This window comes from Pantanalinema rosaneae CENA516 (genome assembly GCF_050753385.1).
Lineage (GTDB): Bacteria > Cyanobacteriota > Cyanobacteriia > Leptolyngbyales > Leptolyngbyaceae > Pantanalinema > Pantanalinema rosaneae.
In genome coordinates this window covers 25,872-52,738 of sequence record NZ_JBLZFZ010000047.1, presented here as the reverse complement: position 1 = coordinate 52,738, position 26,867 = coordinate 25,872, and the positions used below count along the sequence as shown (strand labels likewise).

28 protein-coding genes are annotated in these 26,867 nt (G+C 50.8%); 16 read left to right on the top strand and 12 right to left on the bottom strand.

The features are described 5' to 3' along the window. The first annotated feature begins 177 nt into the window (after positions 1 to 177). Positions 178 to 819: a hypothetical protein gene (locus tag ACN4EK_RS23095; protein ID WP_431660663.1), complete on the top strand. Its 642-nt coding sequence runs from the start codon at positions 178 to 180 to the stop codon at positions 817 to 819. Here the strand turns inward: ACN4EK_RS23095 and ACN4EK_RS23090 are convergent. Further along, positions 809 to 1,576 (bottom strand): TerC family protein, encoded by a 768-nt coding sequence (locus ACN4EK_RS23090; RefSeq protein ID WP_431660662.1) that lies wholly within the window; start codon positions 1,574 to 1,576, stop codon positions 809 to 811. The two genes, ACN4EK_RS23095 and ACN4EK_RS23090, sit on opposite strands and share 11 nt — an antisense overlap. 148 nt (positions 1,577 to 1,724) lie before the next feature. Between ACN4EK_RS23090 and psaM the strand changes: the two genes are divergently transcribed. The 4 genes from psaM to ACN4EK_RS23070 all read left to right on the top strand — a co-directional run bounded on the left by psaM (position 1,725) and on the right by ACN4EK_RS23070 (position 3,917). Beyond that, on the top strand, positions 1,725 to 1,820 hold the full coding sequence (gene psaM / locus ACN4EK_RS23085) for a photosystem I reaction center subunit XII (protein ID WP_431660661.1): 96 nt from the start codon (positions 1,725 to 1,727) through the stop codon (positions 1,818 to 1,820). 378 nt (positions 1,821 to 2,198) lie between these two features. Continuing rightward, positions 2,199 to 2,609 (top strand): slr1601 family putative cell division protein, encoded by a 411-nt coding sequence (locus ACN4EK_RS23080; protein ID WP_431660660.1) that lies wholly within the window; start codon positions 2,199 to 2,201, stop codon positions 2,607 to 2,609. A 36-nt stretch (positions 2,610 to 2,645) separates the two neighbouring features. Continuing rightward, positions 2,646 to 2,963 (top strand): hypothetical protein, encoded by a 318-nt coding sequence (locus ACN4EK_RS23075; protein ID WP_431660659.1) that lies wholly within the window; start codon positions 2,646 to 2,648, stop codon positions 2,961 to 2,963. A gap of 75 nt (positions 2,964 to 3,038) precedes the next feature. Then, positions 3,039 to 3,917, top strand: coding sequence for a universal stress protein (locus tag ACN4EK_RS23070; protein ID WP_431660658.1), 879 nt, complete (start codon positions 3,039 to 3,041; stop codon positions 3,915 to 3,917). A gap of 270 nt (positions 3,918 to 4,187) precedes the next feature. On the opposite strand, the gene miaB is transcribed toward ACN4EK_RS23070, so the two are convergent. Next, positions 4,188 to 5,540: a tRNA (N6-isopentenyl adenosine(37)-C2)-methylthiotransferase MiaB gene (gene miaB, locus ACN4EK_RS23065; protein ID WP_431660657.1), complete on the bottom strand. Its 1,353-nt coding sequence runs from the start codon at positions 5,538 to 5,540 to the stop codon at positions 4,188 to 4,190. Between the two features lie 87 nt (positions 5,541 to 5,627). Further along, positions 5,628 to 6,581: a bestrophin family protein gene (locus ACN4EK_RS23060; protein WP_431660656.1), complete on the bottom strand. Its 954-nt coding sequence runs from the start codon at positions 6,579 to 6,581 to the stop codon at positions 5,628 to 5,630. 160 nt (positions 6,582 to 6,741) lie between these two features. On the opposite strand from ACN4EK_RS23060, the gene ACN4EK_RS23055 reads away from it, so the two are divergent. Beyond that, complete coding sequence (locus tag ACN4EK_RS23055) at positions 6,742 to 7,938, top strand: M20 family metallopeptidase (RefSeq protein ID WP_431660655.1); 1,197 nt, start codon at positions 6,742 to 6,744, stop codon at positions 7,936 to 7,938. A 118-nt stretch (positions 7,939 to 8,056) separates the two neighbouring features. Continuing rightward, positions 8,057 to 11,167 carry a sensor histidine kinase gene (locus tag ACN4EK_RS23050; protein WP_431660654.1) on the top strand — a complete coding sequence of 1,037 codons (3,111 nt, stop codon included), beginning with the start codon at positions 8,057 to 8,059 and terminating at the stop codon, positions 11,165 to 11,167. Positions 11,168 to 11,211: 44 nt separating this feature from the next. Here ACN4EK_RS23050 and ACN4EK_RS23045 read toward each other — a convergent pair whose 3' ends face one another. After that, complete coding sequence (locus ACN4EK_RS23045; RefSeq protein ID WP_431660653.1) at positions 11,212 to 12,171, bottom strand: aldo/keto reductase; 960 nt, start codon at positions 12,169 to 12,171, stop codon at positions 11,212 to 11,214. A gap of 215 nt (positions 12,172 to 12,386) precedes the next feature. Between ACN4EK_RS23045 and ACN4EK_RS23040 the strand changes: the two genes are divergently transcribed. The 5 genes from ACN4EK_RS23040 (at position 12,387) to ACN4EK_RS23020 (ending at position 16,935) form a co-directional block, all read left to right on the top strand. After that, the gene (locus tag ACN4EK_RS23040; RefSeq protein ID WP_431660652.1) at positions 12,387 to 13,877 is read left to right on the top strand and encodes a BCD family MFS transporter; all 1,491 of its coding nucleotides are present in this window, start codon (positions 12,387 to 12,389) and stop codon (positions 13,875 to 13,877) included. A gap of 18 nt (positions 13,878 to 13,895) precedes the next feature. After that, on the top strand, positions 13,896 to 14,711 hold the full coding sequence (locus ACN4EK_RS23035) for an inositol monophosphatase family protein (RefSeq protein WP_431660664.1): 816 nt from the start codon (positions 13,896 to 13,898) through the stop codon (positions 14,709 to 14,711). Positions 14,712 to 14,911: 200 nt separating this feature from the next. Next, on the top strand, positions 14,912 to 15,427 hold the full coding sequence (locus ACN4EK_RS23030; RefSeq protein WP_431660651.1) for an inorganic diphosphatase: 516 nt from the start codon (positions 14,912 to 14,914) through the stop codon (positions 15,425 to 15,427). Between the two features lie 208 nt (positions 15,428 to 15,635). Then, a complete protein-coding gene (gene panD, locus ACN4EK_RS23025; RefSeq protein WP_431660650.1) occupies positions 15,636 to 16,043 on the top strand; it encodes an aspartate 1-decarboxylase in 408 nt (135 codons plus the stop codon). Then, positions 16,030 to 16,935: an MBL fold metallo-hydrolase gene (locus tag ACN4EK_RS23020; protein WP_431660649.1), complete on the top strand. Its 906-nt coding sequence runs from the start codon at positions 16,030 to 16,032 to the stop codon at positions 16,933 to 16,935. The genes panD and ACN4EK_RS23020 overlap by 14 nt, the downstream gene beginning before the upstream one ends. On the opposite strand, the gene ACN4EK_RS23015 is transcribed toward ACN4EK_RS23020, so the two are convergent. Beyond that, positions 16,932 to 17,438 carry a pentapeptide repeat-containing protein gene (locus tag ACN4EK_RS23015; protein WP_431660648.1) on the bottom strand — a complete coding sequence of 169 codons (507 nt, stop codon included), beginning with the start codon at positions 17,436 to 17,438 and terminating at the stop codon, positions 16,932 to 16,934. The two genes, ACN4EK_RS23020 and ACN4EK_RS23015, sit on opposite strands and share 4 nt — an antisense overlap. A 265-nt stretch (positions 17,439 to 17,703) precedes the next feature. Here ACN4EK_RS23015 and ACN4EK_RS23010 point away from each other — a divergent pair, with 265 nt between their 5' ends. After that, positions 17,704 to 19,326 carry a sensor histidine kinase gene (locus ACN4EK_RS23010; RefSeq protein ID WP_431660647.1) on the top strand — a complete coding sequence of 541 codons (1,623 nt, stop codon included), beginning with the start codon at positions 17,704 to 17,706 and terminating at the stop codon, positions 19,324 to 19,326. Between the two features lie 76 nt (positions 19,327 to 19,402). Here ACN4EK_RS23010 and hpsJ-A read toward each other — a convergent pair whose 3' ends face one another. From hpsJ-A to crtA, 3 genes are read right to left on the bottom strand one after another with little or no spacing between them, the layout of a single operon-like run. Beyond that, positions 19,403 to 20,140, bottom strand: a complete 738-nt coding sequence (gene hpsJ-A, locus ACN4EK_RS23005; protein WP_431660646.1) for an HpsJ-like protein, cyanoexosortase A-associated — start codon at positions 20,138 to 20,140, stop codon at positions 19,403 to 19,405. Between the two features lie 26 nt (positions 20,141 to 20,166). After that, positions 20,167 to 20,877: a cyanoexosortase A system-associated protein gene (locus ACN4EK_RS23000; RefSeq protein WP_431660645.1), complete on the bottom strand. Its 711-nt coding sequence runs from the start codon at positions 20,875 to 20,877 to the stop codon at positions 20,167 to 20,169. Continuing rightward, positions 20,870 to 21,733 (bottom strand): cyanoexosortase A, encoded by an 864-nt coding sequence (gene crtA / locus ACN4EK_RS22995; protein WP_431660644.1) that lies wholly within the window; start codon positions 21,731 to 21,733, stop codon positions 20,870 to 20,872. Before crtA ends, ACN4EK_RS23000 begins: the two co-directional genes overlap by 8 nt. Positions 21,734 to 22,001: 268 nt before the next feature. Between crtA and ACN4EK_RS22990 the strand changes: the two genes are divergently transcribed. Then, positions 22,002 to 22,964, top strand: a complete 963-nt coding sequence (locus ACN4EK_RS22990; protein WP_431660643.1) for a tetratricopeptide repeat protein — start codon at positions 22,002 to 22,004, stop codon at positions 22,962 to 22,964. On the opposite strand, the gene ACN4EK_RS22985 is transcribed toward ACN4EK_RS22990, so the two are convergent. Next, the gene (locus ACN4EK_RS22985; protein ID WP_431660642.1) at positions 22,965 to 23,585 is read right to left on the bottom strand and encodes a TMEM165/GDT1 family protein; all 621 of its coding nucleotides are present in this window, start codon (positions 23,583 to 23,585) and stop codon (positions 22,965 to 22,967) included. A gap of 315 nt (positions 23,586 to 23,900) precedes the next feature. After that, positions 23,901 to 24,218 (bottom strand): TIGR03792 family protein, encoded by a 318-nt coding sequence (locus ACN4EK_RS22980; RefSeq protein ID WP_431660641.1) that lies wholly within the window; start codon positions 24,216 to 24,218, stop codon positions 23,901 to 23,903. Between the two features lie 215 nt (positions 24,219 to 24,433). Between ACN4EK_RS22980 and ACN4EK_RS22975 the strand changes: the two genes are divergently transcribed. Then, entirely contained in the window at positions 24,434 to 24,613 is a 180-nt protein-coding gene (locus ACN4EK_RS22975; protein WP_431660640.1) for a hypothetical protein, read from the top strand. A 79-nt stretch (positions 24,614 to 24,692) separates the two neighbouring features. On the opposite strand, the gene ACN4EK_RS22970 is transcribed toward ACN4EK_RS22975, so the two are convergent. Beyond that, the gene (locus tag ACN4EK_RS22970; protein WP_431660639.1) at positions 24,693 to 25,097 is read right to left on the bottom strand and encodes a response regulator; all 405 of its coding nucleotides are present in this window, start codon (positions 25,095 to 25,097) and stop codon (positions 24,693 to 24,695) included. Between the two features lie 623 nt (positions 25,098 to 25,720). On the opposite strand from ACN4EK_RS22970, the gene ACN4EK_RS22965 reads away from it, so the two are divergent. Then, positions 25,721 to 26,044, top strand: a complete 324-nt coding sequence (locus ACN4EK_RS22965; RefSeq protein WP_431660638.1) for a phasin family protein — start codon at positions 25,721 to 25,723, stop codon at positions 26,042 to 26,044. 19 nt (positions 26,045 to 26,063) lie between these two features. Here ACN4EK_RS22965 and ACN4EK_RS22960 read toward each other — a convergent pair whose 3' ends face one another. Then, entirely contained in the window at positions 26,064 to 26,837 is a 774-nt protein-coding gene (locus tag ACN4EK_RS22960; RefSeq protein ID WP_431660637.1) for an ABC transporter permease, read from the bottom strand. Between the last annotated feature and the right edge of the window lie 30 nt (positions 26,838 to 26,867).

Below are 26,867 nucleotides of genomic sequence, written 5' to 3'. Positions count from 1 at the left end.
AGATGTGTATAAGAGACAGCCTCTCCCCCCTCTCCCTCCGCCCAAATCCTCGGCGTTCACCTGGAAGGTCCCTTTCTGAACCCAGAAAAACGGGGTGCCCATCCGGCTGAATACTTACAACCGCTAACGATCGATACCGTCAAACGTGTATTAGGCGACTATGCCAGCTTAGTCAAAGTGATCACCCTGGCTCCCGAATTGGATCCTACCGGGGAAGTGATTCCCTACCTGCGATCGCTGGGGATTACGGTGAGTTTGGGACATTCGCTGGCAACGGCGGCTCAGGCAAACCAGGCGTTTCAGCAAGGGGCGACGATGGTGACCCATGCCTTTAATGCCATGCCGGGATTGCACCACCGCGAACCCGGATTACTTGGAGCGGCGATCGTCCATCCTGATGTGCGTTGTGGGTTGATTGCTGATGGACAACATGTGGATCCGATCATGCTTCAGGTGATACTGCAAGCCAGTGGCTATGATGCGGGCATGTTTCTGGTCAGTGATGCCCTCTCCCCGCTGGGATTGCCCGATGGTCTGTATCCCTGGGATGAACGGCAGATTGAGGTGAAACAGGGAACGGCGCGATTGTTAAATGGGACGCTCTCTGGCACCACCTTGCCGCTATTAGTTGGAGTACAAAACCTGGTGCAGTGGGGCAGTTGTCCGGTAGAAAGGGCGATCTCCCTGGCAACCACTGCTCCCCGGCAGGCGATCGGACTGACCACGAATTATATTGGGCAACCTGCCAATTTACTGCGATGGCATTTAGAGGGGGCAGAACTAACCTGGGAGCGATTGACCGACCCATCTAGTTTTTAGTTTCGATCGGAGTTTCTTGGGTTTCCGGCACTGGATTAACGCCTTGAGTCTCGGACGACACGGTTTCTGCCGCTTCTATATCTGTGCGCTTAGAGAACCCCCAGAGGAAAATTAACCCAATCACGCTGACCATGAGCCATTCTGGTGGTACGAGTTGGTCATTGATCACCCGCAGTAGTAAGCGCAGTCCGACTAAGGCCACCGTGATGTAACCGGCATCTTCCAGATGGGTAAATTCGTCTAACCAACGAATGAATAATCCTGCCATGAATCGCAGGGTCACAATGCCGATCGTCGCTCCCAGCAGAATAATTGCCAAATCACGGGACACGGCGATCGCTGTAGTAACGCTATCTAGAGAAAATGCTAGATCCGTGACGGCAATGATGGGAATTGCTTGCCATAGGGAGTTAAATCGGGGCCCATGGTGGGCATGTTCTCCCGCATCATCCGATGATGAGGAAAAATACTGGAACACTAGCCACAGTAAATACAGCGCTCCAGCTAACTCAAATTGCCAAAATCGCAATACCCAACTGGCAGTCAAGATTAGGCTCATGCGTAAAACATACGCAAGTACCAGCCCAATGTTGAGTGCCCGTCGTTGTAGGGCGGGATCATGCAATCCCTGAGTTATGGCTGCCAGGGCGATCGCGTTATCCGCCGACAATACTGCTTCTAATGCGATGAGAACTGGTAGTAGTAATAATGTATCCAGCCCGAAGTTGGGTGAAAGTTCCAGGAGTTGATCGATCATTTAACAATCTTAAAACTTGATCTTAGTACACATGCCATGCCACGGGTTCTGTTGCAACTTGTAACAAGATCGACGGCAAACGGCAATTTTTTCCGACATTATGAAACCATAAACCTTTACAACCCCTGAAAAAAGGAGTCTTAAAACCATGTCTTTATCAGATAGCCAAATCTTTGTTGCTTTAGTCGTTGCCCTGCTTCCTGGCATTATGGCATTCCGTCTGGCGACAGAGCTTTACAAATAGCATCTATTTGTCACGATATGGTTAGCCTGTTTTGACAGTTTGGTTCTACAATTGCCTCGGTTACTCTCCTGGATAGACATGTTTCTAGTTGGGAATGGGTAATCTATCTGTAGGACTGACCTGTCAGGACAGGTTCTCTGTTGTTTAGGAGATTACCGAGTTTAGCATCTGACTTGATAGAACTAGAGGGTTTGATCAAACTCAACCGTGGATAGTTGGAGAGCGATTATTTTGTTGATAACTATCTTCCCAAGAACGAGATTCTCCCATATACTGCTTCATGCCAGAACGCCAGTCGCGCTTGACCGGCAGCCGGGGTGAATTTATTCCTCCCTAGCTCCTAGCCCCCCTATCCATTAGGAGACCGGATCGACCACCATGTACGCACTTAAGCCATCCAGACCCCAGCCACAGCCTGTTAGACCGCTACGGGTTGTTCCGAAGGCGAATTCTCGGCAGAAACAACGACATGCTTACCGGGCGATCGTCTATGAAGCCTCGGCGAAGTTGGCGGTGAATGTGGTAGTGTCGGTGGCGGCTACTGCGGCGCTGATCCAATTGATTCCTTACCGTTCCAGTCAGGAAGTTCGGCTGCAAGAGCTTCAGGCGGCGGTACAATCTACCAGCGATCGAGTACAACGAGTCCAAGCCAGTTTTAACTATTACTTTGATCCCAGTCAAACGCGAGAAATTATGCAGGAGCAAAGTAATCGGATTGATCCGCAACGCCGCCAAATTATTTGGAAGCAACCTGGTAATGCTGCGGTAGGAACTCCGATTAATCATTAGTCATCGTGTGATCAGATCCCATTGCAAAACGCGTCTGTGAAGTACTTTTTTCTATCAGATGGATGGATTGTGGGTCGGGTCTGGGAGATGGGGGGATTGTGGAATGAGAGCGCCTGGCGACGCAAACCCCAAATTGAACAGATCAATCTATGTATTTGGGAGAATGGCGAAAAACTCTGGCTGTATCGGGTAGAAGATGCCGTACTCATGGTAGAAGTGAAGCCAGAAACCCCTGCCCAGTTAGAGCGGACTGCCCAAAGCATTGGTCAGGTTGTCTTAAAGCGGTTAATTAACGCCGATCAGGCGATCGATCTGCTGTGTGCTGCCACGTCATTACTCGGATCAGAGGAATAATAGAGGCTGTGTCAGTCCGGGTGAACATGTTACGTTAGGGGCACAGGCAGTAGAGAATTTTCTGGTCACCAGGTTATGTTTCAGCGATTGCTTATTGCTACCGACTTTTCTGATGCGCTGCATCGTCTCGTGCATTTTGTTCCCAGTCTGGCAGCAGGTGGCATTCGGCATATCACGTTTTTACATAGTGTGCCGTTTTGGCAGAGTGGTGCCATTCCCCGGATCGATGAGGAAAAAACGGCTCAGGCAAAGGCAATCCTCCAGCCTGCTCTAGACTCCGTCCCGGCGGGAATGGAAGTGAAGGTTGTGGTGGATTCAGGCAAGGCGATCGACGATATTCTCCGATTTGCCAAACAGCACCAGATTGACTTGATTATGGTGGGAACGCCGCCTCGGAATACGGTGTCCGAGCAATTGTTTGGTTCTACGGCGAGGGAATTGTTTAAGCGCACAACGGTTCCTGTAATGACTATCCGCCCGCAATTGGTTGCCACCTATACTTCTGAGGAATTGGATCTGCGGTGTCGCCATTTGTTTCGAGAGGTGTTACTGGCTTATAACGGCAGTGATACGGCGAAATATATGGTAGAGCAGGTGAAACATTATGCCAGTCGGCAACCTGACTCCGCCTTAGCCAGTTGTTATCTCTGTTGGGTGATCAGTGATGCGGGGCGACGATCGATTCCTAAGGAACCGATGATTAAAGCAGCAAAGGATGAGTTAGCCACCGTCCAGGCAGAATTGGAACCCTTAAACCTCAAGGTACATTCGGAAGTCCGTTGTGGCGATCCGGTGGTGGAATTGTTTAAGGCAGCCTATCTGGCGGATATCAGCGCGATCGTGGTTTCTTCCACCGATCGCAATGCCATCCTGGAATATTCGGCTCCTAGCCTGTGTGTGGAAATTTTGCATCAAAGCTGGTATCCGACGATTTACTTCCCGCCGAAACGCTAAGTTGACCGAAAGAATGGGATACAAGCCTCGTCCTTCCAGGACGGCTTTTGATAAAATGGAACTACGCAACACAGGCAGAGGCTCACGCCATAGAGCGGAGGAACCTGTCTCGCAAGGGCGTATTCTCCTGAGAAAGCTTGGCTCCTGGGGAGCGAAAAAAGATTTTCTCAATACAGCGGTGGGGCACATCGCAATGAATTTTGGGGAGGGCAAGTAGCATGAGCTATCCCGATGAACCAAGAATCCCCGCTCCTTTAGGACGGGGAGTTGTCAATACACCATTTCTCCAGTGAGGCTGAAGGCGCGGACTTCCGTAATCTTGACCTGCACGACCTTTCCCTTGAGTGTGGTCAAATCACCGGGGAAGAAGGTCAGGCGATTGCCCCGAGTCCGCCCCATGACTTGAGTCGGTTCTTTGGCATTCTGCTCCTCCACCAGTACCTCCTCGATTCGCCCCAGGTAGCGCTGCGATCGCTCGGCGGCTTTGATGGAGACTAAATGATTCAAGCGTTGCAGGCGATCGCTTTTCACCTCGTCGCTGAGTTGATTCTCCCAAATAGCGGCAGGAGTACCCGGACGGGGGGAATAGGCAGCCGTGTTCAATTGGTCAAAGCCAATCTCTTCCACCAGTTTCAAGGTCTGTTCAAATTGGGCTTCGGTTTCGCCCGGGAAGCCAACGATCGCATCGGCACTAATCGCGGCATCCGGCATATAGTTACGAATCTGGTCAATAATGCGACGGTAGCGTTCCTGGGTATACCCGCGTGCCATTGCCTTAAGAATCTCGTTGTCGCCGGACTGAAACGGAATATGGAAGTGTTCACAAACCTTCGGTAATTCAGCACAGGCACGAATCAGCCGTTCGGTGAAATACCGGGGATGGCTGGTCGCAAACCGCAGCCGTTCGACTCCTGGCACATCATGAATGTAATACAACAGGTCAGTCAACGTGTGCTGGTGGCGACCCTCGGCGGTGACTCCCGGTAAATCGCGCCCATAGGCATCAATATTCTGTCCGAGTAACGTCACTTCTTTGTACCCCTGGCGACCGAGTTCCGCCATTTCTGCTCGGATCGCTTCTGGGGTGCGCGATTGTTCCACGCCTCGAACATTCGGAACCACACAGTAAGTACACCGCTCATTACAGCCATAGATCACATTCACCCAGGCGGTGACGGCACTATCGCGGCGGGGTTTGGTGATGTCCTCCAGAATATGAACGGCTTCTGTAGCCACCACCTGGCTCCCATTCAGCACTTCTTCCAGCAGGTCACGCAGGCGGTTGGCATGTTGAGGTCCCATGACCAAATCTAATTCGGGCACTCGGCGGAGCAATTTCTCCCCTTCCTGTTGCGCCACACAGCCCGCGACGACCAGGGTTAAATCGGGTTGTTCCTGTTTCCGTTTCGCCTGTCTACCCAAGTAGGAGTAGACTTTTTGTTCGGCGTTGTCCCGAATTGTGCAGGTGTTATAGAGGATCAGATCGGCTTGATCGGGTTCCTCTGCCCATTCATATCCAATCTCCTCCAGAATGCCAGCCATTCGTTCGGAATCGGCTTTGTTCATCTGGCAACCAAAGGTGGTGATGTGATAGCGGCGGTGACGGTGCGGCGAAACGGTCATGTAACGTGACTCTAAAAAGACTGGATCAAATCAACCAAACTCTCATTTTAAGGCAGTTTTCGATCGCCTGGGTGGTGTTGGATAGAGTTACCCGTTGGCGGCTTGTTGCCAACTGCTTTCATCCAATCGGTTGTACTGACTACCGGGCTGAATTTGTTCACTATTGGGACTGAGGCTAATTAGATCTTCAATATTCCGCAGCATCGTGGCACAGATCGCATCTAGAGGGAGATCATTAGGATCATGACCAAAGGGATTTTCAATCTCGATCCCAATTTCCTCGATGCCAAACAGGGTGAAGCTAATCAAACCTACGACGGGCCCAGTCCACCAGCCCAGGTTATCGACCATTTGAAACGGCAAAGATAAGCAGTAGAGCAGGAGTAGTTGTTTCAGGTGAATTGCGTATGCCAGAGGCATGGGAGTGCGGAGAATCCGCTCACACCCCCCTAACGCATCGACTAAGATGTTGAGTAAGTTTTGCATGGCGGCTAATTGGTGGCTATCTAACAAGCCCCGATCGGCTTGCTGTTGTAGATAATCACCAATCCAAAAGGCAATTTGCAGCGGGGGATGGTTCATACTCTGGAGCTTGAAGTAATACTCAGACGGCATTAAAGCATCTAGCTCAGAATTAATCGGTTCTTGCCGCAAATGTAGCTTAGTGGCAACGGCAAAGGCGACAATTAACCGTAGAGTGGCAATCTTACCCGCTCGTTCACCCGGAGTATGAGCCGCGATCGTAATCCAGATCTGGCGTGCCAGGTTGCGACTGGTATTAACAATGCCGCCCCAACATTTCCGTCCTTCCCAAAAGCGATCGTAGGCGGTGTTTGTCCGAAAGACGAGAAGCAAACCGAGAACGATGTTGGGGATCAGACTGGCTAATACGGGCAGGGCAACGGGCACCCCTAACTGCCCTAAACCAGAAACAAAAATGCCGAAAATCCCGCAAAGGGTGGTTCGCCCGATCACAGACGGAATGACCGACCCTTTCAGTTGGAGGGCGACCCGAAACCAATGCATACGCTCTCTTGCCATAAATTTCCTCATCCACCTGACCCAAACTAGCCGATCTCCTGCCGATCGACCAGAGCGATTGTCCTGAACTGGTTGATCGCGAATGGGTAGCAATTCTCTTAACAAGTCTTAGCAAACTTTTCTGGCAGGTATCATAGGAGAAAGCACACACGATCGATACATGCTGACCCGAATTAAAGACCTGGCCGCCCAATTAGCTCCCCGCTTGATCGAAATTCGTCGCCACTTACATAGTCATCCCGAGTTGAGTGGGCAGGAGTTACAAACAGCCGCTTATGTCGCTGGAGTTTTATCATCGTGCGGGTTGCACGTTAAGGAGGGGGTCGGCAGGGTTGGTGTGATTGGGGAGTTGCTGGGACAGGGCAGTGACGATCGGCTACTGGCAATTCGCACCGATATGGATGCCCTACCCATTCAGGAACGCACCGGATTAGAGTTTGCCTCGCGCCAACTGGGTATGATGCACGCCTGTGGACATGATGTGCATACGACCGTGGGATTAGGGACTGCCATGATCCTGTCGCAGTTAGGGGACGCGTTGCCGGGAAATGTCCGATTTCTGTTTCAACCCGCCGAAGAGATTGCCCAGGGTGCGAACTGGATGGTGCAGGATGGGGTGATGGATCACGTCAGTGGCATTTTCTCGCTGCATGTGTTTCCCTCGCTTCCGGCGGGAACGGTGGGCATTCGCTATGGGGCACTGACAGCCGCCGCCGATGACCTGGAAATTATGATTCTGGGTGAATCAGGGCATGGTGCCCGACCCCATGAGGCGATCGATGCGATCTGGATTGCCTCGCAAGTAGTTACCACATTACAACAGGCGATCAGTCGTACCCAAAATCCGCTGTATCCCGTCGTGCTGACGATCGGGCAAATTAATGGCGGTCGGGCACCGAATGTGATTGCCGATCAGGTGCAGCTCTTGGGAACGGTGCGATCGCTGCATCCCGAAACTAATGCTAATCTACCAGAGTGGATTGAGAAAATCGTGGCGGGAGCCTGTCAGCCGTATAACGCTCGCTATACCGTCAACTATCGGCGGGGAGTGCCCTCGGTACAGAATGATATGGGGTTGACTCAGTTGTTGGAGTCGGCAGCGCAGGAAGCCTGGGGCAGTCATGGCGTGGAGATTATTCAGGAACCCTCTTTAGGTGCAGAGGATTTTTCGGTGTACTTGCAACATGCACCCGGCAGTATGTTTCGCTTAGGGGTCGGCTTCAAAGATCGGCATAATTATCCGTTGCATCATCCTCAGTTTGAGGTAGATGAAACGGCGATCGTCACAGGGGTGGTGACAATGGCGTATGCCGTCTGTAAGTTTTGGCAACAATCAGAGCAGTTTTCCCAACCCTAGTAAACCTCTATGCGTTCTTTAGAATTTCGTGTCAGACTACAGCCATAAAGAATTTTTTGTTGAGTAAAAGCTGCGAGCTTGGGATATGAGCCTGGGACAAAAGTAGCGGATTTTGTGGATGGCTGAACCAAAACGCCAACGAACAGACAACTCTCAGCACCGATCGTCTCGGCAAGCCTCTCAACCGCAGCAAGCCCACGCTGATCGAGAACATCAGCCTGCGGTACTTTCTGAGCCTGAACCATTGCTCCCTTCAGGGCATGGTGGCGAGCAACGGTGGGAAGAAACGGCATGGCAGGACAGCGAACCGCAGTTTCGATCGCTGATTGAAAATGCCACCGATATTATTGTGATTCTGGATCAGCAGGGGGTGTTTCGCTATTGTAGTCCTTCGGCTTACCGGGTATTGGGCTACACCTTAGAGGATGTGATTGGACGCAGTGCCCTGGAGTTTGTCCATCCCGCCGATGCTGCCCTGATTCTGCAAGTGTTGCAGGCGGCAATTCAAACCCCCGGTATGGGGCAATCGGCGATCGAATATCGAGTCCAGCATGGCAATGGTTCCTGGTGTATTTTTGAGGCGGTTGCTACCAGTCTGTTGCATGATCCGGCGATTCGCGGGGTGGTCGTCAACTGTCACGATATTACCGAGCGCAAGCAGGTGGAGGAAGCCTTACGCTCTGCCAATCGGCAGATTGCTAACATTCTGGAAAGTATTACGGATGCCTTTATCTCATTAGATACGGAGTGGCGGTTTACCTACCTGAACCAGCGGGCAGTGCAAGTGTTACAGCGATCGCAAGCCGAATTGTTAGGACAAAACTTCTGGTTGGTTTGCCCTAATTTCGTCGGTTCCACCCTGGAGCGTGAATGTTATCGGGCGTTGGAACAGCAGGTTCCCAGAACCTTTGAAGAATTTTTTCCTGCCCTGAATGCCTGGTTTGAGGTACGAATTTTTCCGTCCTCCGATGGACTGTCGATCTTTTTTCCCGATATTACCGATCGTAAGCAAGCCCAGGCAGAATTGCTGGAAATGAGTACTGCTTTGGGAAATGCCGTGGAAGGGATTGCCCGGATTGATCCAGAGGGGCGGTTTGTGGCGTTAAACCGAGCCTATGCGGCGGCTTTGGGCTATGTAGCAGAAGCTATGATTGGCATAAATTGGGAAACCACTGTTGTTCCCGAGGATGTGCCAGTTCTGTTGGCAGCGCATCAGCAATTACTCGCTGAAGGGAAGGCGGCGGTAGAGGTGAGAGGACTACGGCAGGATGGCTCAACCTTTCATCAAGAAATTGTCATGGTGGCAGCCTATGACTGGCACGATCGCTTAATTGGGCATCATTGCTTTACGAAAGATATTAGCGATCGCAAACAAACAGAAGCGGCGCTGCGACAACAGGCAGAGCGGGAACAATTGATGGGAGTGATCGCTCGGCGCATTCGGCAATCACTCAATTTGGATGATGTTCTGAATACAACGGTATCTGAGGTGCGCCAGCTACTCCAGGCCGATCGGGTAATTATCTTTCAAATTGACGCTAACCAGGGTGGAATAGTCACGGCGGAATCCGTAGAAGGGGACTGGCGATCGGTGTTGGGTTGGCAGGCGCAGGCGGATTGGTTTCAGCAACTGCAAAGGGACTATTACTCTCAGGGCAGGAATGTTGTGTGTGCCGATCCGGCTCAGCTAGAGCGTCTGATTCCCTGTCTTCGCCAGCCGAATCAGTGGCAAATCCAAGCCTTGCTAGGGGTTCCGATTTTGCATGGCGAACAACTTTGGGGCATTGTAGTCACGCATCAATGCTCGTCGTCCCGGCAATGGAAAACCTGGGAAATTAATCTTTTAGAACAATTGGCAACGCAGGTGGCGATCGCCATCCAACAATCCGAACTGTATCGTCAGGTGCAAACTCTGGCAGCAGATCTAGAACGGCAAGTGCAGGAACGCACCATCCAACTGCAACAGTCGCTCCAGTTTGAAGCGTTGCTTAAACGGATTACCGATGCGGTACGTGACAGCCTGGATGAAGACCAAATTTTGCAAACGGCGGTGCAAGAGTTAGCTCTGGGCTTAGATGTGAATGCGTGTGATGCGGCGCTGTATGACCTGAACCAGCATACTTCCACCATTCGCTATGAGTCGATCCGGGGTAGCATGACTCCGGCAAAGGACACGGTCTTCCGCATGGTAGATTTACCCGAACTGTATGGGCAATTGTTGCAGGCACAGTATTTTCAATTTTGCCGCAATGTCACGAGTAACATCCGCCCCTTCAAAGACTACCATACGGCGTTGGTGTGCCCAATGGTAGACGACCAGGGGGTGATTGGTGATCTCTGGTTATTCAAACCAGCCGCCGATTGCTTTAGTAATCTGGAGATTCGCTTGGTGCAACAGGTGGCAAATCAATGCGCGATCGCGGTGCGGCAGGCTCGGTTATATCAAACCGCACAGGCGCAGGTGGCGGCTCTGGAAGAACTGAACCAACTCAAAGATGACTTTCTCAGTACGGTGTCCCATGAATTGCGGACTCCCATGTCTAACATGAAAATGGCAATTCACATGCTGAAACATGCCACCACCCCAGAACGCCAGTCCCAATACCTGGGAATTTTGCAATCTGAATGTATCCGGGAAATTGAACTGATCAATGATTTATTAGATCTACAACGGTTGGAAGCGGCATCCTATGCCATGACACTCGAACCGATCGCACTGGAGGCTTGCCTGACTGACCTGGTATCCCCGTTTCAATCCCGCATACAGGAACGGCAACAAACCTTTCAGATGGAGTTACCCAGTCAGTCTTTAACCATGTTGTCCGATCGTGCCAGTTTAGAGCGGGTGTTAGCCGAGCTACTGAATAATGCCTGCAAGTATACGCCACCCCAGGGTGCCATTGCCTTGACGATGAGCTATGCCGTTGCTGCCAGCCCAATGCTGCCGGATGCACCCATACCCCAGTCTGTTCGATTTGTCGTGCGGAACCAGGCAGAAATTCCGGCGACGGATATACCACGGGTGTTTGATAAGTTTTATCGGGTGCCGAATGGCGATCGCTGGAAACAGGGAGGCACCGGATTGGGGTTAGCCTTAGTCCAACGGCTTGTGATCCAACTGGGCGGCACGATTCAGGTGAGCAGTGCGAATGGCTGGACAGAATTTACGCTAGAGTTACCCATTGCCAGTGGTGCGATCGCGGATGAGGGAATTTCGGTGATTGGCTGACCCATGTAAGGATCAGGGTACGACATCCCCTGAAGCGATCGCAATTACTTCCAGGCTCGGCTGAGGTCAGACAACTGTTCCAGTTCGCTGCGGGTTAAATTCCATCCTAATGCTCCGGCATTTTGGCGAGCCTGGTCAGCCGTCTTCGCCCCTGGAATTGGAATCACATTGCCTTGAGCCATCAGCCAGTTCAGGGCAACTTGGGCGGGAGTGCGTTGGTGAGCTTCCCCAATTTTTTGCAAGGCGGTGATTAACGGGGCAATCTTGGCTAATCCGCTGTGATTGAACCGAGGATCTAACCGACGGGCACCTGTGAGCGCTGCCGAGTGATCAACCGTATATTTCCCAGTCAATAATCCCTGTGCCAGAGGACTATAGGCAAGGATCGTGATGCCTAATTCGCGGGCAGTCTCCAAAATGCCATTCGATTCAATCTGGCGAGTCAGCAGCGAATAGCGTACCTGATTAACAGCTAAGGGAATCCCCCGTTCGGCAAGCAGTTGGTGCGCCTGTCGCATTTGCTGGGCGGAATAATTACTCACCCCGATCGCGCCAATTTTGCCTTGTTCAACGGCATTTGCCAGGGCGTTCATTAAACTTTTCTGCCCCAGGAAGAAATCTAGCGGCGCATGGACTTGATAGAGGGCAACCTGGTTCACTTGTAAGCGCTGAAGACTGGCATCCAGGGCATCGGCAACCGCCTGGGCATTAAACCGCCAGGGCAGCGGAAAGTATTTGGTGGCGATTTGAATCGGTTGATCGGTATGTTGCATGAACTGTCCCAACAACCGTTCCGATTCGCCAAACCCATAAACCTCTGCCGTATCAAAGAAGGTAATGCCCTCAGCAACAGCAGTGTTAAAAGCGGCTTGTACCTGTTCAGCCCCATACTCTTTGCCATAGCTCCAAAATAAATTGTCGCCCCATGCCCAGGTGCCAATCCCCAGGGCGGGAACGGTAATATTGGTTTGACCGAGTGTGACGGTTTGGGTCGCTGTTTGCACGCGATCGCCTCCCTTAAACTTTCGTTACATCTTGAGTGTATCGCTGGGATTGAAAAATGTTATCTCCACTTGGGCTATAGAATCTGGAAACCAATGAAGTAGTCTAGATTTCATCTCTCTTAAGTTGCCACAAAATTTGACAAAATATCCTAACTAGATACGTCGGTTGAACGTTACTTAGCTTTACATTCCTCGCAGTTTTTGGGAAATCGGTTATGGAAACGGGTGATTTTTCTAATTCGCCACCTGAACAATCGGTGGGACAGCCCCTGGAACCACCAGTGGAAGCACCAGTGGAACAACCTGTTGCAGCCTACCAACTGCCGCGAATTACGCTGGCGATCATGTTGCGCTTGGGGCTATTTCAGCTAGGCTTAGGCATGATGTCAGTTTTGCTGACCGGGCTGTTGAACCGCGTCATGATCAAGGAACTGGGAGTACCTGCCACGATCGCCAGTATTGTATTGGCAGTGACTCTATTTGTGTCGCCATTACGGGTTTGGTTTGGGCATTTATCCGATCGCAAACCGCTCTGGGGCAAGTTACATCGCACGAGCTATGTGCTGACGGGTGCGATCTGCTTCGCTTTGTTAGCCTATCTCGCGGTGCAGGTAATGTGGCAGGTGGGAGCCGTTTCTCGCACCGTGGGGTGGGGCAGCAGTGCCTATGGTTGGACGATCGTTTTGGCGGCTGTGTTTGCGCTATATGGCATTGCCCTCAGTTCCAGTTCTACCCCGTTTGCTACTCTGTTGGTCGATGTCACCGATGAAGCCGATCGTGCCAAGGTGGTCGGGATTGGTTGGGCGATGTTGACCGGCGGGATTGCGATCGGCGGGATTGCGATCAAGGTATTGTTGCAAGGTCTAGAGACGGATCCTTCCGGCACTACCATCCAAGCCAGTGTCAACAATGTGTTTGTGATCATGCCGTTGGTGGTGGTGATCTTGGCGTTTATTTCTACCTGGGGTATTGAACAAAAATATTCTCGGTTTATGCGCCACCGGCAAGCTGTCGCCAATGCCAATGAAAATATTACTCTGGCTCGTTCCTGGCAAATTCTCACCTCAAGCCGCCAAACTCGGTTTTTCTTTTCCTTTTTGCTGGCGATGACGCTGGGTTTGTTCCTGCAAGACACGATTCTGGAGCCGTATGGTGGCGAGGTGTTCAAAATGCCACCGGGCGACACGGCAATCCTGAATAGCTTTTTTGGAGGTGGGGCGCTTCTAGGCATTCTTGGGGCTGGCTTTTGGGTGACTCCCCGCCTTGGCAAACGCCAAACGGCGTATGTGGGTTGTCAATTAGTGGTACTGTCGATCGTCGTGATTATTGCGTCTGGCTTTACAGGAAATGTCAAATTCCTACAACTCGCTCTGTTATTGTTTGGGCTTGCCTCGGGAGTCACGACAACGGGGGCGGTCACATTAATGTTGGATTTGACGGCAACGGAAACGGCAGGCATGTTTATTGGGGCTTGGGGCTTATCCCAGGCTCTGGCAAGGGGCAGCGCTACGGTATTGGGGGGTGCCCTGTTAGATCTCAGTAAGAAGTTGACCACTGACCCGGTAGCTGCCTATGGCTTTGTGTTTATTCTGCAAGCAGTGGCAATGTTGATTGCGATCGGATTACTGGGTCGGGTGAATATGCAGGAATTTCAAACTAAGGCGAAGGAAGCGATCGCGGCTGTGATGGGCAGTGACTTAGATTAATACTGGTACTAAGGAGGTATTCCTATCGAATTCTGGACACCGATTCTGGAGTTTGCCCGAGCTTCGACTAACCGAGTGGGTACCCGCCTGCTGCATGATTTTGGGCAAGTTCAAGCGGCTGAAAAAGCCGATGGTAGTTTAGTCACCCAAGCCGATCGCTGGGCTGATCAGGAACTCCGAACCGCGATCGCTGCACAGTTTTCCACCCACGGAGTATTGAGCGAAGAGGTCGAGCATATTTTTCCCGATACCGGTTGGTGTTGGGTGATTGACCCGCTCGATGGTACGACCAACTTTGCCCGAGGCTTGCCATTATGGGGTATTTCTTTAGGGCTGCTGTATCGTGGCACACCTGTATTTGGTTATGTCCACATTCCGCCGTTGGGACAGTCGTTTTATGGCTACTGGGCGGGTAACTCTGGATTAGACATGCCGACAGGTGCATTTCTCAACGATCGCCCGATTACTGTTAGCCGCGATCGACCGGATGCCAATCACTTCTTTAATCTCTGTGCCCGCAGTACCTCCGTTATCCGACCCGATTTTCCGGCGAAAATCCGCATGTTAGGAGTTGCTACCTATAACCTGCTGACAGTGGCAATGGGGACAGCTTTGGGTGGTGTCGAAGCGACTCCTAAAATTTGGGACATTGCCGCCGTTTGGGCAATTACTCAAGCGGCAGGGGCGACTTGGCATCCGTTAGAACCGGAACCAATTTTTCCGTTGCAACCGGGTCAGGATTACAGTCGGCGGGCGTATCCGACGCTGGTAGTGAGTCAACCGGAATTACTGGCTGTGTTTGAACCGTTGGTGCGATCGATCGGGAAGGCTTGAGTGGCTGGGTGGGGGAGTTGGGGTGATGGGGAGATAGGGTGATGGGGTGATGGGGAGATAGGGTGATGGGGAGATGGGGAAGTAAGCTCTAGCTCTCCAGCGTGGGCTGGTCTGATTTGCCGATGTCCCCTTGCCGATACAATGCTATGGGGAACTGATCGTATCCAGTCCTCAGTAATTGCTAGTTAGGAGATGTTGTTGTGGATCTTTCTCGTATTCCTGCCCAGCCTAAGTCCGGTTTGATAAATGTCCTGATTGAGATTCCGGCAGGAAGTAAGAATAAGTATGAGTTCGACAAGGATTTAAACGCCTTTGCGCTCGATCGCGTTCTTTACTCCTCCGTACAATATCCCTATGACTATGGTTTTGTGCCCAATACCCTGGCCGATGATGGCGATCCTCTGGATGGCATGGTGTTGATGGATCAACCGACCTTCCCAGGCTGTGTGATTGCAGCCCGTCCAATTGGCATGTTAGAGATGGTAGACGGCGGCGATCGCGACGAAAAGATTTTGTGTGTTCCTGATAAAGATCCGCGTTATGTCAATGTCAAGTCATTGGCGGATGTTGCCTCCCATCGCCTGGACGAAATTGCTGAATTCTTCAAAACTTATAAGAATTTGGAGAAAAAAGTCACAGAAATTCTGGGCTGGAAAGATGTAGATCAAGTTATGCCTCTGGTTGAGAAGTGTATCCAGGCGGGTGCAAAAGGATAATCTACCCCGATCGATTCGATTGCAGTTCATCCCTAAACCTTAACAAGGAGGCTTAGAGATCACAGTTCTAAGCCTCTAACTGCTAAAGTTACTGTTAAGCCTGATGCCTGACGGTTGCATTTGTACCCAATTTAAGCTGTGGCGCATAGGATAGGAACATATCCCCTAACCGTTTGCCACGGTTCACCTACCGCGTTGATCTCACCTTATGCAGCGGACGCTTCTCTTAGCCAAAATACATCATTGCGTGCTGACTGCTGCCAACCTCAACTATGTGGGTAGCATAAGTATTGATGAGGATATTTTAAACGCAGCGGGAATTCTACCTTATGAGCAGGTGCAGGTTGTCAATGTGGCCAATGGTGAGCGTTTGATCACCTATGCCATTAAGGCTCCTGCCAAATCTGGGGCAGTTGAACTCAACGGTGCGGCGGCTCGTCTGGGAATGCCCGGAGACCGTGTGATCGTGATGACTTACGCCCAACTCTCATCAGACGAACTGAAGGATCATTGTCCGATCGTCGTTCTGGTGGATGAGCGGAATCGCCTGCTCGAAGTTCGTCGGTACACAGACCTGTTAGAAAAGGCTAACGTGATCAACAATGTCAGAGCTTGACCCATTGACATCCAACCCACAGGCGACTCATGCAACGGTTGGAGAAGCCACGCATTCACCCGATTTTATTGTTCACTTTTGGGGTGTCCGGGGGAGTATTCCGGCTCCTGGTGCTGAAACCGTTCGCTATGGCGGCAATACCTCCTGTGTCGAAATGCGGATTGGGGGTAAGCGGCTGATTTTTGATGGGGGAACGGGGCTACGAGTGTTGGGTAAAAGTCTGCTCAAACAGATGCCCGTGGAAGCCTATATGTTCTTTACGCACTCCCATTGGGATCATATTCAGGGCTTTCCCTTTTTTGTGCCTGCGTTTATTAAGGGCAATTGCTTCCATATTTATGGGGCGATCGCGCCCAACGGTGCCACGATGAAGCAACGGTTGAGTGACCAAATGCTGCATCCTAATTTCCCGGTGCCGATTCAGGTGATGCAATCCGATCTCAAGTTCTATGATTTGTTTCCCGGTGATGTCATGCAACTAGATGACATCACGATCGAAACCGGGTCATTGAACCACCCGAATACCGCAATGGGCTATCGCATTACCTGGAATGGGCGGACGGTGGTGTATGCCACGGATACCGAACATTATCCCGATCGGCTGGACGAAAATCTGCTGCATCTAGCGCGAGATGCCAACATGCTGATCTACGATGCCTGCTATACCGATGAGGAATATCACGACCCCAAAGCACCCAAAATTGGTTGGGGTCACTCGACCTGGCAGGAGGCCGTGAAGTTAGCTAAGGCGGCTAATGTCAGTAAAGCCGTGATTTTCCACCACGACCCCAATCATACCGATGACTTTTTGGATGATGTGGAAGCTCAGGTGCAATCTGTCTTTCCCAACAGTGTGCTGGCTCGGGAAGGCATGATTCTACCCGTGATTTAGTAGTGCAGGGAACCATCGGGCAAAATCGCCCCCCGTAGGTTGGTTCCTTCCAATTTAGCTTTGGTCATAATGGCACGATACAGGTTGGCAGCACTGAGGTTGGTTTCGTGAAGGTTTGCCTCATGCAAATTGGCTTCCATTAAATTGGCACGAATCAACCCAGCCCAACTTAAGTTCGCCATATCCAGATCGGCTTTGCGCAGGTTTGCCTTGTCCAGGTTTGCCACTTGTAAGCTTGCCTGCTTCAGGTTGGCATGACTGAGATTGGCGTGGCTGAGGTTCGCCACATGCAAATTGGCTCCACTTAAGTTAGCTCCCTGAAGATCCGCGCCGCACAGATCGACTTCATCCAGGTTGGCATGGGACAAATTGATGTCACTGAGGTTGGCATGACTGAGATCTGCCCCACTGAGATCGATCGCGATATGGCTATTCAAGGCTCGCCAGTGATTCCATTGATCGACCCCTTGCTGTAATAACGCTAGCTGTTCCTCGTTGGCCAAGGAAATCGCCTCTACAATCCACGTAACATTATCTGCTTTCAGCGTAGCAGTCTGATCGCCTTCTGAGCTTTCTATTTAATGCTTCCGTAATGGTCTGGCATAGGGAAGGATGAGTCATGCCGTAACGATCGTCCTGATCTCCTAGCGGCAATCCCACCCTAAAGAGTTCGGTTCCACGGCTACCGTTTCGTCCCTGATCCAGATACCTTCGTAATAGGGATGAATGATTTGGGGTACACTCGTCTGCATACGAGGGGGTGGATTTGTGCCGAAATGGTTATTGCCGACCTTAAGTGAAATTTTGGCATTGGGTGATCCAAGTTGGATTATGAGTCGGGGCGCAGAGAGATCGTCTTCTGCCTCAGACCCATCCTCTCCACGGCGGCTGGCGAACCGGGTTGCCTTACAGCAGGTTCGGGCAGAACGGGAATGGCGAGGCGCGATCGCCGCCTTAAGTGTGTTATTGCAACGCTCGTTGCTGGCAACCGACATGGGGGATTTGGACAGCGATCGCACGATCGATGTCGCAGAATCCCTGACTCAGGGCATGGTGCTATCCGGCCCACTGCCGATCTTGAGTCAGCCTGAGTTGGTGGAATCATTTGCCACCTGGACATTAACTGCCAACTCGCTGCCTGACAGTCACCGCACCCCCTTTCAACTGCTACCGGCGGCTGAATCAGTTATGGCGTGTGATCCCCCCCTGCCTAGCTTGCCCTTGTTACCGGGAGATCCCCTGACCGCCGAACAGTTTTGCCTGGTGCTCACGTCGCGGTTTAGTTTCGTGATGGTGCTGGGGGAAAGTTTGACCGAGGAACCTGCCTTCATGTTTTCCTTTGCTCCTGAGGTGGTGCAACAGGCATGGGAGGCACTTCGTCCCCGGATTCTGCTGATGAGTTCGCATCAGATTGATCATTTGGATCAATTAGTGCAGCAATTTCCGCCCATTACCCCGGACTACCGAACGGTGATGCAGTTTAGCCAGTTGATGCTGGAACATTTGCCAGAGCCTCTGGAGGAACTGCCCCATCCACGTCAGGAGATGATGAAACATCGCAAGTTGGGTCGCGAGCGATCGCAGGGGACACGCCCGATCGCGGACTACACCTTACCCGATCCGCCCAGTTTTGATGTGGAATTGTTGAAGGCGATCGCCCATGAAGTCCGCACTCCCCTGAGTACGATTCGGACGCTGACCCGCTTGTTATTGAAGCGGCGGGACTTACCGGCGGATGTAATCAAGCGCCTGTCGGTGATCGATCGCGAGTGTAACGAACAGATCGATCGGTTTGGCTTAATTTTCCGAGCGGTGGAATTGGAAACCTCCGCCCACCAGAAGCCGACCATGCCATTGACCCGGACTTCACTGGCACAGGTGTTTCAGCAAAGTATTCCGCGCTGGCAGCAACAGGCTGGGCAACGGCAGATGACCCTCGATGTCACCTTACCGCCAAAGATGCCTGCGATCGTCAGTGATCCGACCATGCTGGATCAGGCACTTACCAGTTTGATTGAACGGTTTACGCGGAGTCTCCCGGCAGGAAGTCATATTCAGGTGGAAGTCACGTTAGCTGGAAGTCAACTTAAGCTACAACTTCAGTCCTGTCTGAATGCGGACTGTGCCGGGATGGAAACAAATAAGATGGCATTTGCGATGCCGGAGACTCACCCACCCGCCGTGAAGGCGATCGGCCAGGTGTTAATGTTCCAACCGGAAACAGGCAGTCTTACCTTAAATTTATCGGTGACAAAGAATCTATTTCAGGCAATGGGCGGTAAGTTAATTGTGCGGCAGCGTCCCCAGCAGGGAGAAGTGATGACGGTCTACCTGCCCCTGGAAATGAGTGGGTCTAGCATCCTCGACAACGCCAATGTGGTGGATGTTTAGGTGAAATGACCAAAGAGGGGCGATCGCCGATCGCCCCTCTGAATGCAAGCAAGGTTAGACGGTTGTTAATCCACGTTTAAGCGCGAGCCCAACCTGTACTCTTCCACAGAATAAAGAACAGGACGGCGGCAATGATCGCCCCAATGCTCCATTTGACACTGTTTTTCAGGAGTTCGTTGCGTTGGCTAGCCTGTCTGGCTTCAGCCTGTTGCTGTAACGTATTTTTGCCAGTTTCAATTTTGCCTCTAGCCTCTTTAATTCGGCTGAGAACAGTGGTTTTCAGTTCTTGAGGATTGTTTGGAATGGGTCCAATGTTCAATTGAGTCAACTGGGATCTGAGCTGTTCAAGTTGTTCAGGGTTGCTGTTGTTCAGTTGTGATTCCAGTTGGGTGATTTGCGTTAATTGCAGATCTGCTTTGGTTTGTTCCTGCTGTAACGCTTGATTAATTTGCGCCTGACTCTGACTGGTCAATTGCAATGTGCTACCAATTAACGGCGGAATTAACAATAAAGAGATTACAGTCAGGAGCAGGCACACCCAGGAAAGAATTTTTAACAGAATTTTTTCGATTCCGGCTCGGGCAAAGAATTCCCCAAAAAACACAAAGGCAAAGCCAAGTAGCGGGACAACCGATGTTTCAACCAGTTTCCCGATCGTTTGAAATAGCCATTGAGAAGTGTTGTTTGTAAAGGTTTCGGACGGGATTAAGCTGGCAATTAAATCGACCAGAGCAAACACGAGAAATCCGTAGCCAACCCAGCGCAATCGGTATACTGAACGATTTTCACTGGAATCATTCGACAATTCAGCCATAACGTTGGCTCCTCCTAGATCAGGATTCAGAATGAGGATGGTGGGTAATTAGCCTGCCACCATTGATACCAGGAAGCCCATGCAGTCTCTAATTCTTGATAAGCTTCCTGTGAGTCTACTGCTTCAGACGTTGTCGCAGATTGAACTGGAGTAGACATGAGAGTCCATAAACAGCGATGATCCATTAAAGGCTCCTGTCCCCAGAGCCAGGGAAAAATGCGACTGATCTGAACGTCATACTTCAGCCGATTGTGCCGGAACTGTTGATCGGTCACTGTACTACCGCCCCGCGCGTTAATGCAGGCCGTTAAATAGGCACGCCCCTGATGGGTCAGCACTCCATAATATCCGATGTTAGCCTGGTTACGGATGCCATCACTGAGTTTGGCATTCCCTTCCCGGATCGGGCTGTAGACAAACAGAAAGCGGCTAACATTCCCGTCGCCAATAATATGCCGGAGATCGACATCGATCGACGTATTACCCTGGCGATACCGATAGCGTTGACCGTTGGCTGGACTTTCACCGGGCTCAAGTTTATTTTTATCTTCGATCGCCGTACTCTCAATCAATTGCCATCCGGTAATCGGGACGGTTTTTGCCAGAGTGCGACCCGGATCGACGGTGACGGTATCACTTTTAGGAGTTGCGATCGCCTTTGCCAATACCAGCAGCGTTCCGCCCAGGGTGAATGCCAGTAAGGTTAGGCGCAACGGGTGAGCGATCGACTTAAGCATTGGCCTCTACTCCCGAATCTGGCTTTTGATTAGAGTTGCGTAAAAATGTCACCCAGCAAAAACCGCCGAACAACACGACCGCTAAGGCGGAAAAAATGAGCGACCCATCGCCGCCATGCCAGTATTCAAATGCCTGTCGGTTGGAGAACGCGACTAAAATTGCCATTAATGCTACCCGCAGCGCATTGACGAAATAGCCCAGCAACACGCCTACACTCAGGCAAAAAAAACGTTGTAAAGGATTGCGTAGTGGGAACATCATCAAAAACAGGACAGAGATATTCAGCATTTGCAGGGTACTTTGAATACCAGAACAGGCGGCATAGACTTCCACCCTGCCCGTGGGCATATTCAAAAAAATGCCATCTCGTTCGACGAGAAACCCCATATACTTCAAAAGAAAGGCTGCCGTCATTGCCGTCAGTTTAGAGAGATTAATCACCTGGAGGAAAATCTCCAAAAACGGATGAATGGCTAGTAGCCCAAAAATCAGCAACTCTTTCCAATATTGGCGTAGCCCACGCCAGCCAGAGGCAAGTAGCGCTAAACCAAAGAAGCAGACGAGTGGTAATAGATGGAGAAAGGTTGTGGCATCGGGCAAAGCGGTACTGCGTAGGAGCGTAAATCCGATGATTGCTGCTCCGATCGCGCCTGCCCCTAAACTGCTGTCAAAGGTTAAACTATGGCGCTGCTCCCAGATTAAGGAAGCGGCAACGACCCAAAACAACAGGCTTGTAGTCAGTAGCTCTGAATGACCCGCTCGGTTGACTAGGGTCAGGTGAAGGGCGGCAAAGGCAGCAGCACTGCTGAGAAACCAAAATCTCGGTTCTTGCAGACGAATGCTTAAATCCATCATGCGGGTAATCCTGCTGGGATGATACGGGGGGTGACGTGAGCCATCTTTTTCCTACGGTAGTCTAGGCAGGGTGATGAAACGAACTCAGGTTTAGAATGCCCTAAAACATTTCAAATAAACCGTTGAGTTTGTAAAAATTCCGACTGTTGTTGTGCCTGCCGTCGTAGCGATCGCACTAAACGGAAAGAGTACAAAGAAAACTGTCATGTCCGTTGCAAATTGGATTTGTAGTTGATAATGGAATGGCATTAGAGTTCAAGGCAGTTCCGTGGCTGAAAAGCGCAACTGGTTCATCAATATTGTCCTGATTCTGGCAGTGCTTGCCTTTGTCGGGTTTTCGACTATTCCGTTTTTACTGGATGCTGTGAATAACAGTCAGGCAAAGACTACTGCAAGTAGTTCCCCAGTTCCTAGCCCATCTGCCAGTGCCGCACCCAAGAAGGAAGAACTAGAAGCGCAGGCAAAGGGATATGAGTTAGTTCTCCAGCGAGAGCCGGAGAATCTCACGGCTTTACGCGGGTTACTGGAAGCTCGTTTGGCGTTGGGAGATGTCAAAGGCGCGATCGAGCCCCTTGAGAAATTAGCGAAGCTGAATCCGAACGAAACCTATTACGCGGTGTTGCTGGCTCAGGCAAAACAACAACTCCAAGATCCAGAGGGAGCCGCGCAGGTCTACCGCAATATTTTGGCAACGAAACCCGGTGATCTCAATGCCTTAGTAGGGTTAGTGGGTTTACTGCAAAAACAGAATCGTCCTGAAGCGGCGATCGGCTTGTTGCAAGATACGTTGAAAGCCGCTCCTCAAGCCAATCAGGTGCAGGCAGGTAGCATAGATGTCCCGTCTGTCCAGGTGATCTTGGGTGGCGTTTATGCGGATCAGCAGCGCTATAGTGAAGCGATCGCGATTTACGATGAAGCGACCAAGTTGGATAAGCAGGACTTCCGCCCTGTCTTAGGTAAGGCACTGGCACTGAAGGCACAAGGAAAAGCCGACGATGCCAAGCCTCTATTCAACTCGGCGGCTGAGTTAGCTCCAGCCCGTTACAAAGATCAAATCAAGCTTCTAGCAGGAGATGCGCCGGTACCGCCCAATGCTGTAGCCCCTGGAGGGTCGCCTGCAAGCAATCCGCCAACGGGGATAGCGCCAGGGGGAACGCCACCAGAGGTAGCCGCTCCCGTTCCAGTCCCATCGCCCGATGCCGCTAATCCAGCTCCTAGCCCATCCCCATAGTTACGCGCCTTCCACTAGCGCCACGATACCAAAGATCAGGAATAAGATTCCCCCCAATAGAGTAACTGTGCGTTCAGATAGTCGCCCGGACACGAATCGTCCACCAATAACCGCGATCGCGGCACAAATAGCATGACCTAAGGTGGCTCCGACCGTGACTCCCCAGGGATTATTGGAGGCCGCCAGGGCGATCGTGGCAATCTGAGTGCGATCGCCCCATTCGGCAGCAAAGGTCAGGGCAAAGGCTTGCAAAACTACCCCTTGCTGAAGGCGGCTCGGATTGAGAGTTAAGGCGGATTCTGCGATCGCCGCTTGCGCCTCCTGAACCTCATCGCCGCAGGGAGTTTGCGCTGTCATCGTCTTGGCATCGTAGAGAAGTTTGATGCCAAACCCGAGAAACAGGATCACTTCGGCATAGTGAATCCAGAGTTTTGGCAGGAGGGAGGCGGCTTGCCCTAACAATACGGATAGCATAGTCATTGCGGCTAACGCGGCTACCACTCCCAGAAACACCAATCGGCGGGAATGCCGCATGGCTAGCAGCATGGCAATAAAGAAGGTTTTATCCCCTAACTCAGAGATTGTAATTAATAATAAACCGGCAGTGAAGGCGGCTAACATTCTCTCTCAGGCTCCTCAGGTTCGCTTGGGTAGGGCATCCAAGTGAGCTTGATGAGAGAAGATAAACAACTTCACCAAGCTCACAAGGACTGTGAACTTAGTGAAGGTCTCGCTTCTAGCTTGACTAAGGTTGGTAACGGGTTGTGACCTGGCACAAACCCCCATACCTTGGGCAAAACCATCGTCTGAACCAGGTTCATCACCAGTATGTTGATTCAGACGGGCTGGATCGATGGGATCAGCAGCTACTCCCCTTCATACAAAGGTGATAATACCATGAACAGAGACATTTGCGTCGGAATATTGTGGGGCGGGTTACGTGCCGGATTGCGGAAACTTGCGAATTTGATAGCCTTTGCCTTCTACCAATTCATAGGTTCCTACACCCATCGCCCGATCGAAGGCTTGCTCAATCACGGCTAGTTCAGCCGCCGGTACAGCATCCCATGCCGCTTGGTTTGCCCAACGGATGACTAAGATCACTTCATCCGGTATCTCTGGGTTAATCCAAACTTCTTTGCCCAGAAAGCCAGGATATTTGGACAGGAAACTGTTCCAGATCTCTGCATCTTTCTGAATATAGGTTTCTCGCCACTGCGGATCAACTTTAATCTTGAGCCACTCAATCACCATACGATCGCGCTTTCAACTCTGCATCCTTCAGATTCGCACAGGATGGTGAACTCATGGGAAATCAGAAATCCGGAAAATCGGGTGTAACTTCATCGATGCTTTAACTTCAGCCCGTTACTTTTTTATTTTCACGATTTAGTTAGAGGTACGGAAAGTTTTCAGGGCGAAATGTATATGTTTAAACTAGCCTGAACGTCACACGTAACCTTAAACCTATGAATATCAATGAATTTGAAGCGCAAGTACGTGATGTAATTGATTCACTACTAAATGAGTTGCAAACCTTGGCATTGTCATCTACCGAATTAGAACCAAATGTTTTAGCTGTTGGCATGTCTGTACGGACGTTGGCGGAAATTATTGAAGACTACATTGCCCAGCAGCGGCAAGCCTAGATATGGTGCTGACGGACACAGGTATCCGCTGCCAGAGTTTGGAACGCAGGTGTGGCGAGGTTGCGGATCATGAGTGCAATTAGTTCAGGCACTGTAATTCTTGGGAAACGGCTTGCTTTAAGCTTTCCAAACCCACTGGTTTGATCAGGTATTGGCTAGCACCCAATGCGATCGCCCGTTGTTGATCAGCTTTGAAGGCAAATGCAGAGATGACAATCACGGGAATATGTTGCCACTCCATGGAGTGTTTAAGTTGTTCCAGGAGCGTAAACCCATCGACTCCTGGCAATTTCAAATCGAGTAGAATGAGATCGGGTTGAAATTCGTCTAGGGCGGCGAAGAAGTCGCTTCCAGTGGCGACACTGTGGATTCTGTATCCACAAAAGCTGAGGAAGTCACTCAGCAAGCGGCGATTTGCGTCGTTGTCTTCTACTAGCAAAATCCGGGTCGGTAACTTCCCATCGAAAGCTGGAGTACCGGACATGGATACCTCTGTTCGATCAGGGTTGGGGTGCGTAAACATAGATACTGTGAGTTAAGTGATTATTCATTGCAAAACAGTGGTTTGCAAACGTTCTCAAGCATCATGCACCCTTTAAGCAGAGAGAAAAAGCAATTCAACCAGATGGTTGATAACCGCTAGGATTCAATAGATATCTGGGTTTTAGAAGTGAGCGATCAAACAGGGAACGCGAGCTCGGGGATTCAGACACCTGAGGCCTGGTCTGTTGAGTAACCTCAACAATTAACTACAGTAGCTCTTTAGTATACGTGAAACTTACATTGTCTTGATGCAAGCTTTAAAGACTCAGTATACAAAATTTTTTACAAATAGAAAATCGTTGTTCAGGTAAGACTACGCAGAGTATGAAAAACCGATCGCTTCCTCAAGCATCTGTGGTCAGTTTACCCTGCCAACGTGAATTAGCCTTCCTGGGAATGGCGGAATTAGAGGGAGTATAACGACTGAAGTTGGCGTTCGGTAATTACTCCCAGAGAACGGAGAATAGATTTGCCAGAATAGGGAAAGTGGTCTGTCACGATCGCGGAGTAATAGCTTGTACTATTACCTTGACCCCGTCAGGACTGTTATTTCAGGAAATCAGTATGGATAACAACAATTGGCTAACACAGCTATTAATGCTAGGTGTCGGGACAACGTCTTTAGTCGCTGACAAGTTGCGGGAAGTGAGCGATGAGTTAGTAAAAGATGGCAAACTGAATCCTGAGCAGGCGAAGGTCGTGGTCGATGATTTGATGCAGACGCTGAAGTCGGAGCAGGGTAATTTTGAAACCCAGATGCAGCGGCAGTTACGAAATTTATTACAGGATATTGGTGTCCCCCGGCAGTCGGAAATGGATGAATTGCGGGGACGGATCGATCGTTTGGAACGGCAGATTCGAGAAATTGAGAATAAGCTCTGGCGCTAGAGACAGTCAGTGGAAGTCGCTAAAATTGGCGACGCGAGAAGATTAACGTCGCGATCGCCAGCAGCACAATCATGTAAAGAACTGCGTACCCAAGATTAGTCAGTAGCAGTTCAGGGCTAGGGAGTTGCCCATATACCGCCTGATTCTTTAAATCCAACCGAGCCAGATCCGGCAGCACGAGATAGATTGTATTGGTCACATTCTCGATCGCTGGATTTTTGCTGAGTTTGCCGAGGGTGACTAAATCGCGACTGAAACTGCCCATAAAATAGATCCCAAACGTCAGCAGGGTCGCCAGCAGGGAACTGGTAAACACCCCAAAGGCGATCGCGACTGCCGTGATCAGCGAGAGTTGCAAAAATAGATAGAGGGATGAGACGGCGATGCTGGCCGCAGGAAAGGGCACTTGATAGAGCCATAGCACTCCCCAGTAGATGATGGTCATTGTGGCAACTAAAACGGCCAGGACTGCCGATAGTCCCAGGTGTTTGCCCACAATGAATTCGGCGCGGCTAATGGGTTTCGCGATTAACACCAGAACGGTGCGTTTTTCGATTTCCTTATTCACCAAGCCTGTGCCCACAAAGACGGCAATCACGAGTCCCAATAGCCCCATTGCCGCTAAACCGAGATCTAAAATAATTTTGTTTTGAGTGCCAGCCGAGATTTCGGGCAGCAAGCGGGCAGCTAACAATAAAAAGATGGCGAATAAGCCAATCAAATACAGGACACGATCGCGAATGACTTCGCGGAAGACGTTTGTGGTAATTGTCAGGGTTCTACTCGGATTCATAGTGTTGATGGACTGCCTGTGACCGTCACT